The organism is Bacillus sp. 3a, assembly GCF_017161885.1.
Taxonomy (GTDB): domain Bacteria; phylum Bacillota; class Bacilli; order Bacillales; family Bacillaceae; genus Bacillus; species Bacillus safensis.
The window spans coordinates 3,661,556-3,676,788 of record NZ_CP067376.1; the positions used below are offsets into that span (position 1 = coordinate 3,661,556).

At 41.4% G+C, this 15,233-nt stretch carries 15 protein-coding genes and 1 riboswitch; of the genes, 2 read left to right on the forward strand and 13 right to left on the reverse strand.

Going from position 1 to position 15,233, the window contains the following annotated elements; genetic code table 11:
- Positions 1-116: 116 nt before the first annotated feature.
- The 5 genes from cshA to JJ692_RS18595 form a co-directional block, all read right to left on the reverse strand.
- Complete coding sequence (gene cshA, locus JJ692_RS18575; RefSeq protein ID WP_024425382.1) at positions 117-1,616, reverse strand: degradosome RNA helicase CshA; 1,500 nt, start codon at positions 1,614-1,616, stop codon at positions 117-119.
- A 165-nt stretch (positions 1,617-1,781) separates the two neighbouring features.
- On the reverse strand, positions 1,782-2,120 hold the full coding sequence (locus tag JJ692_RS18580) for an avidin-fold protein (protein WP_046313963.1): 339 nt from the start codon (positions 2,118-2,120) through the stop codon (positions 1,782-1,784).
- 127 nt (positions 2,121-2,247) lie between these two features.
- Entirely contained in the window at positions 2,248-2,940 is a 693-nt protein-coding gene (locus JJ692_RS18585) for an alpha/beta hydrolase (protein ID WP_024427369.1), read from the reverse strand.
- A gap of 18 nt (positions 2,941-2,958) precedes the next feature.
- A complete protein-coding gene (locus JJ692_RS18590; protein WP_044334729.1) occupies positions 2,959-4,323 on the reverse strand; it encodes a UDP-N-acetylmuramoyl-tripeptide--D-alanyl-D-alanine ligase in 1,365 nt (454 codons plus the stop codon).
- Between the two features lie 80 nt (positions 4,324-4,403).
- On the reverse strand, positions 4,404-5,486 hold the full coding sequence (locus tag JJ692_RS18595) for a D-alanine--D-alanine ligase (protein WP_151040825.1): 1,083 nt from the start codon (positions 5,484-5,486) through the stop codon (positions 4,404-4,406).
- A gap of 184 nt (positions 5,487-5,670) precedes the next feature.
- Here JJ692_RS18595 and JJ692_RS18600 point away from each other — a divergent pair, with 184 nt between their 5' ends.
- Together JJ692_RS18600 and fbpB are read left to right on the forward strand one after the other, a co-directional pair.
- Positions 5,671-5,991 (forward strand): thioredoxin family protein, encoded by a 321-nt coding sequence (locus JJ692_RS18600; RefSeq protein WP_012008983.1) that lies wholly within the window; start codon positions 5,671-5,673, stop codon positions 5,989-5,991.
- 315 nt (positions 5,992-6,306) lie between these two features.
- Positions 6,307-6,456: a Fur-regulated basic protein FbpB gene (gene fbpB / locus JJ692_RS18605; protein ID WP_065215285.1), complete on the forward strand. Its 150-nt coding sequence runs from the start codon at positions 6,307-6,309 to the stop codon at positions 6,454-6,456.
- A gap of 96 nt (positions 6,457-6,552) precedes the next feature.
- On the opposite strand, the gene JJ692_RS18610 is transcribed toward fbpB, so the two are convergent.
- The 8 genes from JJ692_RS18610 to JJ692_RS18645 form a co-directional block, all read right to left on the reverse strand.
- Positions 6,553-6,888 (reverse strand): hypothetical protein, encoded by a 336-nt coding sequence (locus JJ692_RS18610; RefSeq protein WP_017366657.1) that lies wholly within the window; start codon positions 6,886-6,888, stop codon positions 6,553-6,555.
- 117 nt (positions 6,889-7,005) lie between these two features.
- Positions 7,006-7,773 carry an ABC transporter permease gene (locus JJ692_RS18615; RefSeq protein ID WP_133744974.1) on the reverse strand — a complete coding sequence of 256 codons (768 nt, stop codon included), beginning with the start codon at positions 7,771-7,773 and terminating at the stop codon, positions 7,006-7,008.
- On the reverse strand, positions 7,766-8,677 hold the full coding sequence (locus JJ692_RS18620) for an ABC transporter ATP-binding protein (RefSeq protein WP_206534074.1): 912 nt from the start codon (positions 8,675-8,677) through the stop codon (positions 7,766-7,768). Before JJ692_RS18620 ends, JJ692_RS18615 begins: the two co-directional genes overlap by 8 nt.
- A gap of 125 nt (positions 8,678-8,802) precedes the next feature.
- A complete protein-coding gene (locus JJ692_RS18625) occupies positions 8,803-10,044 on the reverse strand; it encodes a dicarboxylate/amino acid:cation symporter (protein WP_206534075.1) in 1,242 nt (413 codons plus the stop codon).
- 77 nt (positions 10,045-10,121) lie between these two features.
- Positions 10,122-10,255: riboswitch (cyclic di-AMP (ydaO/yuaA leader) on the reverse strand.
- 63 nt (positions 10,256-10,318) lie between these two features.
- Positions 10,319-11,341: an AI-2E family transporter gene (locus tag JJ692_RS18630; protein WP_206534076.1), complete on the reverse strand. Its 1,023-nt coding sequence runs from the start codon at positions 11,339-11,341 to the stop codon at positions 10,319-10,321.
- 197 nt (positions 11,342-11,538) lie between these two features.
- Complete coding sequence (gene dctP, locus JJ692_RS18635) at positions 11,539-12,807, reverse strand: C4-dicarboxylate transporter DctP (protein WP_073203933.1); 1,269 nt, start codon at positions 12,805-12,807, stop codon at positions 11,539-11,541.
- A gap of 123 nt (positions 12,808-12,930) precedes the next feature.
- Positions 12,931-13,614, reverse strand: a complete 684-nt coding sequence (locus tag JJ692_RS18640) for a response regulator (protein ID WP_103132674.1) — start codon at positions 13,612-13,614, stop codon at positions 12,931-12,933.
- Positions 13,611-15,230 (reverse strand): ATP-binding protein, encoded by a 1,620-nt coding sequence (locus tag JJ692_RS18645; protein WP_029706899.1) that lies wholly within the window; start codon positions 15,228-15,230, stop codon positions 13,611-13,613. The genes JJ692_RS18640 and JJ692_RS18645 overlap by 4 nt, the downstream gene beginning before the upstream one ends.
- Positions 15,231-15,233: the final 3 nt, after the last annotated feature.

Consider the following 15,233-nt stretch of genomic DNA (forward strand, 5'->3'; position numbering starts at 1 on the left):
ATTCTTCCCCCATTCTCTTACTTTTCTATCAATATATTACGTAACAAAGCCTAAAAAGTTTCAATTTCAGCCTGTTAAAAAAAAAGCGAACCCTGCAAAGGATTCGCTCTTGTATGTTAGTTGTTATAAGATTTCTTTTGACGACGATCGCTAGAAGAACGATTGCGGTCATTTGAAGAACGCTTTTTATCACCATAAGATGAACGGCTGTTCTTGCCTTTTCCACGGTAGCCTCCGCCACCGCCGCCGTCTCTGCGTTTAGAAGAGCTGCGGTTGTTACGATGACGTTTAGAAATCATCGGTGCTTCATCTGTTAAACGAACAGGCGTTGCATCCGGCTCTTTTGTCATCATTTTGATCGCAGCTGCAACCACTGTTACAGAATCATGATCTTCCAACAATTCAGCAGCAGCTGTCATGTAGAAGTTCAAGTTGTTTTCACTGATGATTGTGCGTAGACGGTCAACTGTTACTTGCTGTTGTCCTTCAATCGCCTCATCAAGTGTAGGTTCTTTCATGCGATCCATTTTACGTTTAGTCGTTTGCTCAATCGCACGAAGCATATCTTTTTCACGTGGTGTGATGAATGTCATCGCCATACCTGTACGTCCAGCACGTCCTGTACGTCCAATACGGTGCACGTAGCTTTCTGGATCTTGCGGTACGTCAAAGTTATACACGTGTGTTACGCCTGAGATATCAAGTCCACGTGCTGCAACGTCTGTTGCGACAAGCACATCGATTGAACCCTCTTTGAATTTACGAAGCGCAACCATACGTTTTGCTTGAGTCAGGTCACCATGAATTCCTTCAGCTGTATACCCTCTAAGGTTAAGTGCTTCAGTCAATTCGTCAACACGGCGTTTCGTACGGCCGAAGACAATTGAAAGCTCAGGTGATTGAATGTCAAGAAGACGAGTCAATGTATCAAACTTTTTACGTTCGTGAATATCCAAATAGAACTGTTGGATGTTAGATACAGTCATTTCTTTCGCTTTTACTTTTACGTGTTCTGGGTTTGTCATGAAACGCTCTGCAATGCGCTTAATTGGTGCAGGCATTGTCGCAGAGAATAAAAGTGTTTGGTGTTCACTTGGTACATTTGAAAGGATCGCTTCAATGTCTTCGATGAAACCCATGTTTAGCATTTCGTCTGCTTCATCTAGCACAACTGTTTCAACGTTTTGAAGACGCATTGTACGACGGTTAATGTGATCGAGTAAACGTCCTGGAGTCCCTACGATGATATGAGGATTTTTCTTGAGCGAACGGATTTGACGGCCGATATCTTGTCCACCGTAAATAGGAAGTACGCGTGCACGCTTGTCTTGGCCGATTTTATATAGCTCTTCAGATACTTGAATCGCTAATTCTCTTGTTGGCGCAATGATAATCGCTTGGATATTTGGAGACGCTGGGTCGATTTTTTCAACCAGAGGAATACCAAATGCTGCAGTTTTTCCTGTTCCTGTTTGTGCTTGTCCGATGACATCTTTATTTTGAAGACCGAGAGGAATCGTTTCTGCTTGAATCGGTGTTGCTTCTTCAAATCCCATGCGGTTAATAGCCTTCATGAGACTTTCGCTTAATTGAAAATCTTGAAACGTTATAGTCAATTTATTCAAACTCCTTCTAATTGCTGTTTCAGTAATCTCGTGAATGATCATTAAAAACTGCCCTTTTCTGAAAGGACAGGTCCATTATATACAAAGCCCGAATTACCCTACCTTATATCTTACCATTACACTATTTGTTTTTCAACAAGACAGAAATGGATATATCTACTGTTCTACAATGACAGATTCACCTTCACTTTGATCTCCGTCCATCCATTTCCACTTTTCAAACAGTTGAATTTTTCCGTTATCCAGCTGCTTTGGAGTGGAATTGCAAGTCCCGCTTCTCATACTGCCGTCCTTGCTTACATGGTGGTATCTAAAATGAAGTGTTCCATCCTCATTCACAGTTCCTACAAGTACGCCAGATATGATACTGCCGCCTTGATATGTGCCCGTTAATATATTCCCGTCCTGACGATATTGAAATATGGTTCCTGCTGATACTTCTCCGTTACTCGAATTAGACTGCGGGATAAAGGTTTTTCCGTCATATTGAAACAACCGAATCAACCACCTTTTCTTTCCTATTGTACCATATGCCTGTCACTCATTCGACAAAAATGATGCAAATTTTAACAAGTGGGATTCAATTTATATTAGTTTAGCCACAATTTAGCTTTTCTATATATTAAATTGCTTTTTTTAGAAAATGTTCTACTTTCTCAAACAATTGCTGGGCACATGGCTCATGACAAACATGATGTTTACAATCGGGCAAATAAAACATTTCTTTCTGGCGAGACGGGACTTTATGATAAATAAATTCTGCACTTGAAGCAGGTACAATTCCGTCGCTTTCACCTTGAACAATTAACACAGGTAGATGAAGCTTCTCAAGCGAATTCTTCGTTTGCTTTACCAGCTTCATAAATTCTATCGCGGCTGACAGCGGCGTGCTTGTGAGCTTATGGCGATATCGATCATATAAAGGGTTTGTATCAATGATCCCTGACAGGGACTCCTTCACCATCTGCCTTGTGTCTTGCATCATTTGTTTTGGGTTCACATATTTAGCCGCAGCACTTAATAGGACGAGACGGGCAACTGGGTACTTCGCTGCTAAGTAAGAAGCAATCATTCCGCCCATAGAAAAGCCGATCAAATACACGGTGTCACAAGTTCGATAAAGGGATAGAAGTTCGAGTTCAGCTGTCGCTATCCATTCTTGATAAAGAATGCCTTTTAACTGAAGCTCATCCCCATGCCCCGGAAGCGTGACAGACTGCACTTCCCAATCTGCCGTCTGTTTTAAATATTGCGCCAGCGGTTCTACTTCATAAGGGGCACCCGTAAAACCGTGGATACATAAACAGCCAATCATTCTGTCACCTTCTCACTTTTATAGTGCAGTAATGACTTCTTCCAATTTCATACCGCGTGAGGCTTTGACAAGCACAACATCGTCAGGCCCTGCCACTTCAGCTAGTTTTTTCTTCAGGTCCTCTTTGTCCATAAAGGAGAATACGTGCTCAGCCCCGAATGATTTTTTCGCTCCTTCAGCAATGAATGCACCTAGACGGCCATACGTCATGACATGATCAATAAATTCCGGCTTGATGTAACGGCCAAGTTCATAATGATACGTTTCTTCTTCGCTGCCCATTTCGAGCATATCTCCAAGTACAAGAATACGATTGGCGAAGCCGTCCATATCACCCACTAGATCAATGGCTGCTTTCATAGAAGTAGGACTTGCATTATACGCATCATTAATGACAGTGATTCCTTTATCTGTTTTAAACAGCTCAAGACGCATCCCCGTCAACTTCGTTTGCATCAGTCCCTGGGCTATTTGTCTTTCATTCAGCCCAAAATGCTGGCCTATAGCAATAGCAGCAAGTGCATTCTTCACATTATGTTTCCCTAATACAGGAATGAGAAAACCTTGGGCATACCCTTCGACCTGAAATTCTGTTCCTTCTGCAAGCTGGTTGATGTGCGTTACCTTAATATCACAGTCCTCTGCTTCTCCAAAGGTTTTTACACGCTGAGAAAGTGAACTTGCTCTTTCGCGAAGCAAAGGCTCATCACCTAAGTAATAAAAGATGCCGTCTTCTTTTAACCCTTTGACGATCTCACATTTGGCATCAGCAATGGCTTCTCTTGATCCTAAATCTTGCATATGTGATTCCCCGATATTTGTGATGACTGCCGCATCCGGCTCAGCGAGATTTGATAAAAATTCGATTTCGCCTTTTGCACTCATGCCCATCTCCAAAACTGCAATATCGGTTCCTTCTGGCATTGCAAGAATGGTGAGCGGAAGACCGATATGATTATTAAAGTTACCGTCTGTTTTATGAACTCGATACGCTGTTTGCAAGACGGAATGAATCATGTCTTTCGTTGTGGTTTTCCCATTACTTCCTGTAATACCGACAACACGAGGGTTTTCTTCTTTTAAGTATGATTTCGCCAGCTGTTGAAGCGCAGCTAGTGTATCCTCTACAAGAATTACTGGAACGCCTTCTGGCGGATTGGCTTCTTTTTGATTCCAAAGAACAGCTGAGGCTCCTAGCTCCACTGCTTTTGAAGCAAATGTGTGACCGTTAAAATGTTCTCCGATAAGCGGGATAAACAGGGCGCCGTTTGATACTTTTCGTGTATCTGTTGTCACTCCGTGAATCTGTTCTTCGCCAAAAGCTTGATTAGATAGGGTTCCACCAGCCATTTGGGCGATTTGTTTCACTGTACGTTTGATCATGATTTTTCGCCTCTCTTTCTCATTTCACGTTTGAAGGAAAAGAGACACTACCTAAGGATAGTGTCTGCTTGCTGCTCACATTAAAAAGTTGTTTTAATGGTTTGTTTTTCTCGATGGCGTTCAATTGCAAGTGACACCAGCTTTTCAATTAACTCTGGATACTCTACACCAGTGTGCTTCCAAAGTAATGGGAACATACTAAATGGTGTGAATCCAGGCATTGTATTCACTTCATTGATCAACACTTCACCTTTTTCTGTAAGGAAGAAGTCTGCACGTACGAGACCAGATCCATCGAGGGCTTTAAATGCCTTAATTGCCATGTCATGAATGGTCTTATATTCATCCTCTGACACACTCGCCGGAATGATCAAATCTGTATCGCCATCTTCATATTTTGCTTTGTAATCATAAAAATCTGTTTTAGGTGCAATCTCACCAACGACAGAGCATTTCGGCTCATCATTGCCTAATACACCAATCTCGATTTCTCTTCCAACGACGCCTTCTTCTACGACCACACGACGATCATATTGGAAAGCGAGGTCAAATGCAGTCTGCAGTTCTTCTTTGCTGCGGCATTTGCTAATTCCAACACTTGATCCCATGTTGGCAGGTTTCACAAAGCATGGGTAGCCCAGTACTTTTTCAACCTGTTCTAAGCTGTCTCGTGTCGCTTTCTCGTAGTCTTTTTTATTGAAAGAAAGGTGCTTTGCTTGTGCAAGTCCTGCTTGTGCAAAAACATCTTTCATCATGACTTTATCCATACCCGCGGCAGACGCGAGAACGCCGTTGCCGACATACGGGATATTTAACAGTTCAAGTAATCCTTGCATTGTGCCATCTTCTCCATTTGGTCCGTGCAGCAACGGGAAGACAACATCAATTTTCTCATCAGCCGATGCAGGCTGTGGAAACATGCTTTCATTTAAAGAAGTTGGTAAAAACGTCTTTGCGGTCTGTTCAAATTGAAGCATTTTGACGTTTGATACTGGTTCAGTGAGTTTTTCTCCTCTTAACCATTCACCCTCTTCTGTAATATAAATTGGATGTATATCGAACTTCTCAGTGTTAAGTGCTTTTGTAACTGCAAGGGCTGTTTGCAGTGATACATTATGTTCGGCTGACTTTCCGCCGTAAATCAATCCTAAACTTATTTTCAATGGATACTCCCCCCACTAAAATTCATCTTTACTATCTTATCACTTTCAGGCAAAAATGCTCTAATTAATTTTTGTTGTTACGTAATTGAAATGATTTGTAAAGGTTGTAAGCGCCTCCCGAGCATTTGTATGTCATTCGCCTTTATTTTATATTAAAATGACATTGAAAAGGAGTTGTGACAAATTGAAAAAAATCACAAGTACTGAACAATTCAATGAAATTATTCAATCAGACAAAGAAGTCATCGTTAAATTTTTTGCAACATGGTGTCCTGACTGCACAAGAATGGACATGTTCATTCCAGACATCCTAGAAGCCTATGCTCACCATGAATGGTTTGAAATAAATAAAGATGATTTCCCAGAATTAGCTGAAACGTATCAGGTAATGGGCATTCCAAGCCTGTTAATTTTCAAAAATGGTGAAAAAACAGGTCATTTACACAGTGCAAACGCAAAATCGCCTGAAGAAGTGACAGAGTTTCTTCAAGAGCACGTTTCATAATTGATGAAACGAAGGACATCAGCAAACTCTTGCTGATGTCTTTTTTCTTTTTAAATCTCTTCATAAGACGAGCTGCACAGCCAAAACGTTTCAAATTGATGTTTCACTTACGACAAGTCATGACAAAATTATTTCCTGGGAAAGAATGCAGCGTCGAACCAGCTTGGAATATGTCGGTTACGTGAATTTTCTGAATTGAATCTTTACTTCTGACATTTGTCTTTGTATAATGGAGTTGCTAATTGAAAATGATTATCAATTTCATCTATGTGAAATCCTATAGACGTCCATTCTAATAAGGGAGCGATAAGTCACATGTCTAAGAAGAAAATTAAAACCTATCAGCAATTGATTGAAGAGAACAAAAAGGCCATCATGCGCGATCCTCAAATGATGGAAAGTATTTACGAAACCATCGACAAAAAACACCAGAAGCAGCTTGCAGCTGCTGGGCGTGAATCATAACTATTAGAGAGCAGTCATCACTGACTGCTCTTTTGTCTGCTTCAACTAAATAAAAAAGCCGATAAAATCTGTTATTCGATTTTATCGGCTTTTGTTTTAATGTGATTTCGCTACACGGTCCTGCTTCATTCCTAAATAAATGAGCATATATGTGAGATAACCCATTGTCATCGTTAAACCACCGAAGAAAAATTGAGAAAAGACTGGTTCCTCAAATGTTGTGACGGCAGCAAGAACGATCCAGCTCGCATATAAATAGACCATGAACCATTTCATGTTTCTTTTAAGTGTATACAGAAAGAAAAGACCCGCTAACGAAAAGATCCCCAGCGCTAGTCTGAAATAAACAAGGTGATCAAACTGGAAGGCAAAAGACACAAACGAAAACGACAGCAGCAACAAAATTGGTAAAGCCGTAATGAAATTTTTCACGATAGTGCCACCTCCATGACTCCTTCTTATTATAAGACAAAATCAGCCGGTTATCGTGAAATACAGACTCGTTTTCACAAAGATGTCACGAATTTTTCTTGTTATTTGACACAATTTTTACACATTTACATCACGTTTCCAAAAAAGAATCCAAGCCGATCCAATAAAGAAAACAAAATGCGCCCCTACTATAAATAGAGAAAACAGAATGCTCATCCCATCAAAAGGCGGCGGTCCTTGAAAGCTGTACTGAGTAAAGTCCGTATTCGCGAAAAGGAGGATTTTCCCCCACTGATTTTCTAAGAGAGACATGATGGGTACAAGAGATTTCGCCGCATATAAAACAAAAAACGAGGTCACAAGGGCAACAAGACTGTTTCTAAACAAACTGGAACACATAAAAGCAAAGCTTGCCATCATGATCACTTCCACCCACTGAGATCCAATGACGGCAAACGTATGCTGAAATAATTGCCCCGTTCTTTCATCAAAATCAGTACCGAAGAAAATAAGACCAAATAGAAAAGCCAAAACATAATAAAAAACAAACAAATAAATGACTGTCAGCACAAGTGTGATGTATTTTGACAGAAAAATGTGCAGTCTTGTTTTTGGCCGGATCAATAGAAACTTGATCGTCCTTTTCTGAAACTCTGTTGAGATCAAGGTCGCGCCAATAACAACAGCAAGTACCTGCAAAATAAACACGACGTTCGTTGAATAAGCAAAATAGTTCGCGACTGTGTCTTGTCCACCAAAGCTTGATATGACTCGTTTCAAGGTTAGAGCCATGGCCAGTTGAAATACAACGATCAATAAAAGAGCAATGAATGTGATCTTTTTCTTCATGATTTTCTTATGCTCATTCTTGATGAGGTTAAGCATCTGTCGTCCCGCCTTCCGTCCATTTCATAAATGCCTCTTCAATTGACTGCTTTTGAGGCATCAGTTCAAGTACATCAAACCCCGCCAGCACAAGCTGTTTGTTCAGCTCTGGCACACGTTCTTTGTTCAGTTGAAGCAGTACACGCGCTCCATTTCGTTCATATGTATAGTCGTGTGCGTCAAGCCATGAGACCGCCTTTTCTACTGGCTGAATATTCATCAGCACCTGCTCTTTCCCCTCCATATCCCGGAGATGAGTACTAGCTTTGATCTGTCCCTTTTGAATGATAATCATGCGGTCACATAGCTCCTCTACCTCATGCAATAAATGCGTCGCAAATAACACCGAGGTTCCTTCTTCCTTTACAAGCATTTGTAAGTGCTCCCGGAATTCCTTCATTCCTGCGGGGTCCAGTCCATTTGTCGGTTCGTCTAAAATGAGCAGGTTTGGCCGATGCAAAATAGCTTGTGCAATCCCAAGCCTTTGTTTCATCCCTAGTGAATACGTCTTGACCTTTTGATGAATGGCATCCTCAAGACGAACTCTTTCCACCACTTCCTGAATGCGTTCCTCCGTCACGCCATCGTGCATCGCTGCATACATTTCAAGGTTTTCAAAGCCTGTTAAATACGAATAAAATTCTGGGTTTTCTATGACCGCACCAACAGATGACATCGCTTTAAGAAAATCCTCATCTTGTGAATATCCATTGATCATGATGTTGCCATTGTTTTTTTTCATCAAGCCAACGATCAATCGAATCAAAGTTGTTTTTCCAGACCCATTGGGTCCAAGTAATCCAACAATTTCTCCTTGCCCAATGTCTATAGAAATATCCTGCAAGATCATTTTCCGGCCAATTAGTTTATCGACTTTCTCTACTTTTAAAACAGCAGACTGCAAAGTGGTTCCTCCTTCTGATGTAAACCTATGGCGGCATGTATGGCCGCTCATTCTGTTAAAAGTATATCACGCAGGACAAGGGACTCCATGAAAAAAAGGCTGATCAAGTCAGCCCTTCTTTCACATTACATGGATAGATTCGGTGCAGCTGTATCTTTCTCATGTTTTTTCTCGGTTTCTGTCACGATCACCGCACATGCTGCGTCACCTGTAATATTGACAACGGTTCTTGCCATATCTAGTAGGCGGTCGATTCCAAGAATAAGCGCAATGCCTTCGACAGGAAGTCCAACTGAATTCAAGACCATCGCAAGCATGATCAAGCCAACGCCTGGTACACCGGCTGTCCCGATACTGGCTAATACTGCCGTTAATACAACTGTGAGCATTTGCATCAGCGTTAGCTCCACACCAAACACTTGAGCAATAAAAATGGTTGCAACCCCCTGCATAATCGCTGTCCCATCCATATTGATCGTAGCGCCTAACGGCTGTACGAAACTAGAGATCGGCTCAGGTACTTTTAATTTCTTTTGAGCGGTTTCCATTGATACAGGGAGAACTGCACTACTGCTGGACGTACTAAAGGCTACGACCATCGCAGGTGAAAAGTCTTTAAAGAATGTAAATGGATTCCTTTTTGCAAATATAGCCAACGTTGAGCCGTAAGTGAGAAAGAAATGCACCAATAGCGCTACTAACACCACTGTAAAATAAAGTCCCATGGCTTTAATGGCATCAAGACCTTGACTCCCAATTGCCGTCACAATTAAGCCGAATGTTCCGTATGGAGCAAATTTCATGACCACACCTACAAGGTACATCATGAGTTCATTGCCTTGTTCTAATATTTTGAGTAATCCTTCTGTCTTTTTACCTAGCACTGCAATTCCTAGTCCTAAGAAAACACAGAATACAATGATTTGCAGCATATTTCCCTCGACTAAAGATTGAACTGGATTTGATGGAATGATGTTTAATAAAGTGTCGGTCGTAGATGGTGCTTCTTGAGGTTTGTATTCTGCCCCTTTCGTATCGAATGAACCAAAGGAACCTGGTTTGATCAATAATGCCAAAGACATCGCAATGATAATAGCGAATGTTGTGGTCAGTAGAAAATATAAGATGCTTTTTGCGCCAATTCGGCCAAGCTTTTTTGGATCGCCGAGGCCTGCCACACCAAGTGTAATGGAAAAGAAGACGATCGGTACAACTAGCATTTTGATTAGATTTAAAAAGATTTGACCTAGAGGTGTGAATAGATAAGGGTCTAACGTTTTGAATACATTTGGAGCGAAAATGTTAAGCAAAAGTCCCGTGATTGCACCTACAATAAGGGCAATAATAATTTTTGTCGCCAGCTTCAATAAAATCTCCCCTTCCTCGTCAAAAAGACCCACGAGAGAGTTTTCTCGTGGGCCTGCGTGTCCATACGTGTACCACTGTCTACTCTCTTCACGCTGATGAGGTTAGCTGACGGGTTAGGACGAAGAGATGTCCTTTTTTCTCAGATAAGAAAAATTCACCCCAAAAACATGGGTCCCCCATTCCTTTAGAAGGATTAAGCGTGTGGATATATGATATTTTCATACCATTTATACCTTATTTTTAGAAAATTGTAAACAGGTTCATATGAACTTTTTAATTACTTTCTTCCCTATTTGTCACTTCAAGAATATCTAAAATAAACACAAAGATTGGGATACCGATAATAAGTCCCCAAATGCCAATATAGTGTTCAGAGAAGATCAGCACAATAAACGTGAAGAAAATAGGGAGTTCTGTTTTAGCTGACATGAGCTTCGGATTCAAGAAGTATGCTTCAATAGCATGGATAATCACAATCACCAGCACAATATACAGGACATACATTCCGCCTCCGAGTGTATACGCAATGATGCTGAGTGGAATAAGAGAGATAACCACACCCGCTACTGGGATTAAGCCTAGCAAAAAGACCATGACCGCTAATCCAAATAACTGCGGGAAGCCCATAATGCCTAGCGCAATGGTCGTTAGCACACAATTAACGGTTGCAATAATAAACTGTGCTTCGAGTACTTTTCCAAACGTTCGGGAAAATTTGCGTCCAAAGAAGGCAATTTCATGATAGAATACGGAGATTTTACTCGTTTTGAACTTGTTCATGAATTGAATGAGGCGTTCTTTTTCGAACAGGAAGAACATGCTTAATATTAAGGACATAATGACCTGGATACTGAACGTGCTGAAATCGGTTATGTATGTATAGAGGAAATTAAACCCTTTCTCAAAGAAAGCTGATATTTTGAAATCTCCGAATACGTTCGTGATGACGTCAAAGAAGGGTAAATCTTGTGGGTGATCTGCAATTTTCTTTCCTAAATGGAATAGCTGCTCTACCTGTTTGACGATGATTGGTACAAAAACGAATCCACCAAATGTTAATCCACCAGCCAGAAGAATATACAAAATGGTAATGACCGATTTCTGTCCTATTTTCAGGAAGCGATTTAAAAAGCCTCTAATGACCTCTTCCAACCGATTCATCAAAAAGGTGAAAATGAAGGTCAAAAGAATTAAATTCATCATTCCTCTTAATAGATATAATGCTGTGGCTAATACTACAAATACTGAAAACCGCTTAACACCGGGTTTTTCGAACAATTTTAAAAATGCCGTCATTACGTTACACACCTGCCAGGACTAAAGTCTATTTTTCATCGTATCTGATATACATTATATCGGATCTTTCTGTAAATTATATAATAAAAGGTCAAAGAGGTCTTACGATTTGTATTAATTTTATTGGTTTTTCTTTTTCACATAAAAAAACCGAACCCATGTAGAACATAAGGTTTCGGTTTTTGGTTGTTTTTATACTAAACAGCCTGCTTCATATTCCGCATTTCCTGAAGTGCTGTTTTGCTCTTCGCTTCGTCAAATTCACCTTCACTCTTCGCGACAACAATTGTTGCGATTCCATTTCCAATGAGGTTTGTAATCGCTCTTCCTTCACTCATGAAGCGGTCAACCCCAAGCAGCAGTGCTAGACCCTCTAACGGAATGACCTGAAGTGCTGCAAGTGTAGATGCAAGCACGATAAATCCGCTTCCTGTCACCCCAGCTGCTCCCTTTGATGTAAGCATCAGCACAAGGATAATGGTGATCTGCTGACCGATCGATAGGTCTACACCAAACACTTGCGCCAAGAAGACGACGGCCATTGATAAATAGATGGAAGTTCCATCTAGGTTAAAGGAATAACCTGTTGGAATGACAAGACCGACAACAGACTTAGAACACCCGTAGCGTTCCATTTTATCCATCATTCTTGGCAGCACGGATTCTGAAGAACTTGTGCCAAGTACAATCAAAATTTCATCCTTGATAAATCGCAGATAGCTAAACAAGCTGAAGCCATACATTTTACAAATAATGTTCAGTACAATGAAGATGAACAAGAACATTGTCATATAAACGGAGAGCATCAGACTCGCCAGCGGTTTAATCGATGCCAAACCAAAGTGTCCGATCGTATAAGCCATCGCCCCAAATGCACCAAGAGGCGCAGCACGCATGATATAACCAATGATTTTAAAGAAAACAAGTGACAGCTTATCAAGCCATTCGATGATGCCTTTCCCCTTCTCGCCAAGAGCAGCGAGCGCAACACCGAATAAAATAGAGAAGAATAAGACCTGTAAAATATCACCCTTTGCGAAAGCATCAACCATGTTAGATGGCACGATGTGTGTAACAAATTCCATCCAGTCGATACCCTGTCCCCCATTTTGGGTATACTGTGAAACGTCCCCTTTTTCAAGCTTGCTATAGTCAAGACCTGCACCTGGCTTCATGATATTCACCACAAAAAGACCGATGACTAGAGCAAGTGTCGTGACAACTTCAAAATAAATAAATGCTTTTCCCCCTACTTTCCCAACCTTTTTCATATCACCCATCTTGGCAATACCAAGAACAATGGTTAAGAAAATAATTGGTGCAATGACCATTTTAACGGCATTGATAAAGGTGTCACCAAGCGGCTTCATTTCTTTTCCGACGTTTGGCCAAACCATCCCGACAATGATCCCGATAATGACAGCTGCAATTACCTGAAATGTCAGGTTCTTCAAAATCCTTTTCATAAAAAATCAACTCCCTCACCCTTTGATGTAAACGCTCAACTATTATCTGTAGTTAAATGATAGCGATTTCATCAAAGGCTGTGAAGCTTATGGACATATCGTACATTTTGGTCTTTTTGGTCTTTAGTCAGAATGTACGATATATTTATTCACAGGCCGTCCTACCCCGCCATATTGCATATCTAATTTCAGCTCGCCTTCTTTAACGAGAAAGTCTAAATACCGGCGTGCCGTGACGCGGGCAATGCCAAGTGCATTGGCGACTTCTTCTGCAGACTGCGCGCCTTCCTGCAAGCCCATATACGCTTTAATTTCGTTCATCGTATGCACATTCAGCCCTTTAGGAAGCCAAGTATCTTCCTGCTTAACAGCAGGCTTTCGTATGATATCATCGAGCATCTCCTGAGAGAATTCTGCTGCTGTTCGAATTTTTGATTTAAACGCCTTATAGCTTTCAAGTGATTCTTTCATTCGTTCAAATTTGAATGGTTTAATAATATAATCCCGCGCGCCATTTTGAAGCATGACTCCGATGGTCTCTTTGTCCTTCGCTGCTGAAATGACAATTACGTCCACTTTCATTTTCTGTTTTCTGATGTCTTGCAGCGTTTTGACGCCATCCTTTTTTGGCATATAGACATCAAGTACCACGAGGTCTGGACGAATCTCTTTGATTAGCTGGATGCCCTGCTCCCCATTTCCAGCGACAGCTGCGACTTGAAAGCCAGGGACACTCATAATGAACTCTTTATTCACTTCTTGCACCATTGGGTCATCTTCAATTAACAGCACCTTAATCTGAGTCATCTGTCTCTCTCCTCTATGGTCATTGGGAATTCGATTGAGAAGGTGGTACCAATACCGATGCTTGATGTGACCTCTACATTTCCCATCCCTTTGTCGATAATCGTTTTTACAATGTACAGGCCATAGCCTGTTCCGCCCTCTTTGCCATGTGTGAAGCCTTTATCGAAAATAGAAGGAATCATTTCTTCTTCGATCCCGGATCCATTGTCTTCAATTAAAATTGCGAGAACATCCTCCGTTTGATCGATACTAATGGAAATGACTTTTGTGTCTCTTTCTACAGTATCATACGAAGCAAAGGCGTTCTCAATGAGATTTCCGAGCAGCTTTGTCATATCATGCTGATCAAGCCGTTCAGGGAAATCACGCAGACAGCTATGTTCATCTACTTCGACCATGATGCCAAGCTCCTTGCCCCTTCTGATTTTGCTCATTAATAACCCTGCGACAGCATCATGCTCTATGACGCGATGAAGAAAGTCCGTCACATGTTCCTGCTCCTCTGTCGTTTGAAAGGCTAGGTCGAGCGCCTGATCGGCTTTACCGAGCTGAATCAGCCCGGCAATCGTATGAAGCTTATTCATATGTTCATGGTTTTGCACCCGCAAACCGTCCACAAAGTTCTTAACCCCTGTGAGCTCCTCCGCCAATTTCGCTGCTTCTGTCCGGTCCTGAAAAATGGCGACCGCTCCGATGATCTTCTTTTTCATGACTATCGGAATCCGGCTGCTCATGATCCGCTTTCCGCTCATATGGATTTCTTCATTGTAGACAGGTTCTGCGCGATCAATAATCTCAGGAAGTCTCGTATCAGACAGCACACCCCAAATATTCCGGCCCACGACATCACCTGTTACGCCAAAAATCTGCTTCGCCTTCTCATTAAAAATGGTGATCATGTGCTGATTATCAATGGCGATGACCCCTTCATTAATAGAGTGAAAGGTTGCAGTGCGTTCCTCTAGCATTCTGACAATCTCATGCGGCTCCAGCTTAAACATTTGCTGTTTAATATGACGGGCGAGCAAAAATGAACCCACAAGCCCAAAGCTGAGCGTCAGCAGGAGGATCATGAGGATATCCTGCTTCATTTCTCCTAATATATCTGCCATACTTGGCAGAGTTCTTCCTACAAGCACAACCCCTGTTTGATTAAATTGATCATCCTTGACTGGATAAAAAGCTCTGATGGCTGTTCCAAGCTCTCCCTCTGCTTCTGAGAAATAAATATGCTCTGCAAAAGCCGGCTCTTCATCAGTTCCTTCTGAGCGCTGGCCAATCCTTGTTTTCACTGGATGCGTTAATCTCACATGATCCATATCCATCACGACAATATAGTCAGCATCTTGAATAATCCGAATCTCTTCGATTGCATGCTGTAATTGATCACGATCCTTTGTCTGATCAGCTAACGCCTGCTTCACCTCATTCATCTCAGCCACGGTTCTCGCCGTGTTCATGAGTCTTTTTCGAAGCTCCCGTTCCTCTGTCTGCTGAATTCCCCCAACAAGGACAATTCCTCCGATTAAAAGGGCGAAAATGACAACGAAATATGTGAGGATGGTAAGCTTCCATCTAATAGATAATTGTTGTAATTTCAATCGATTTCTCATCATTTT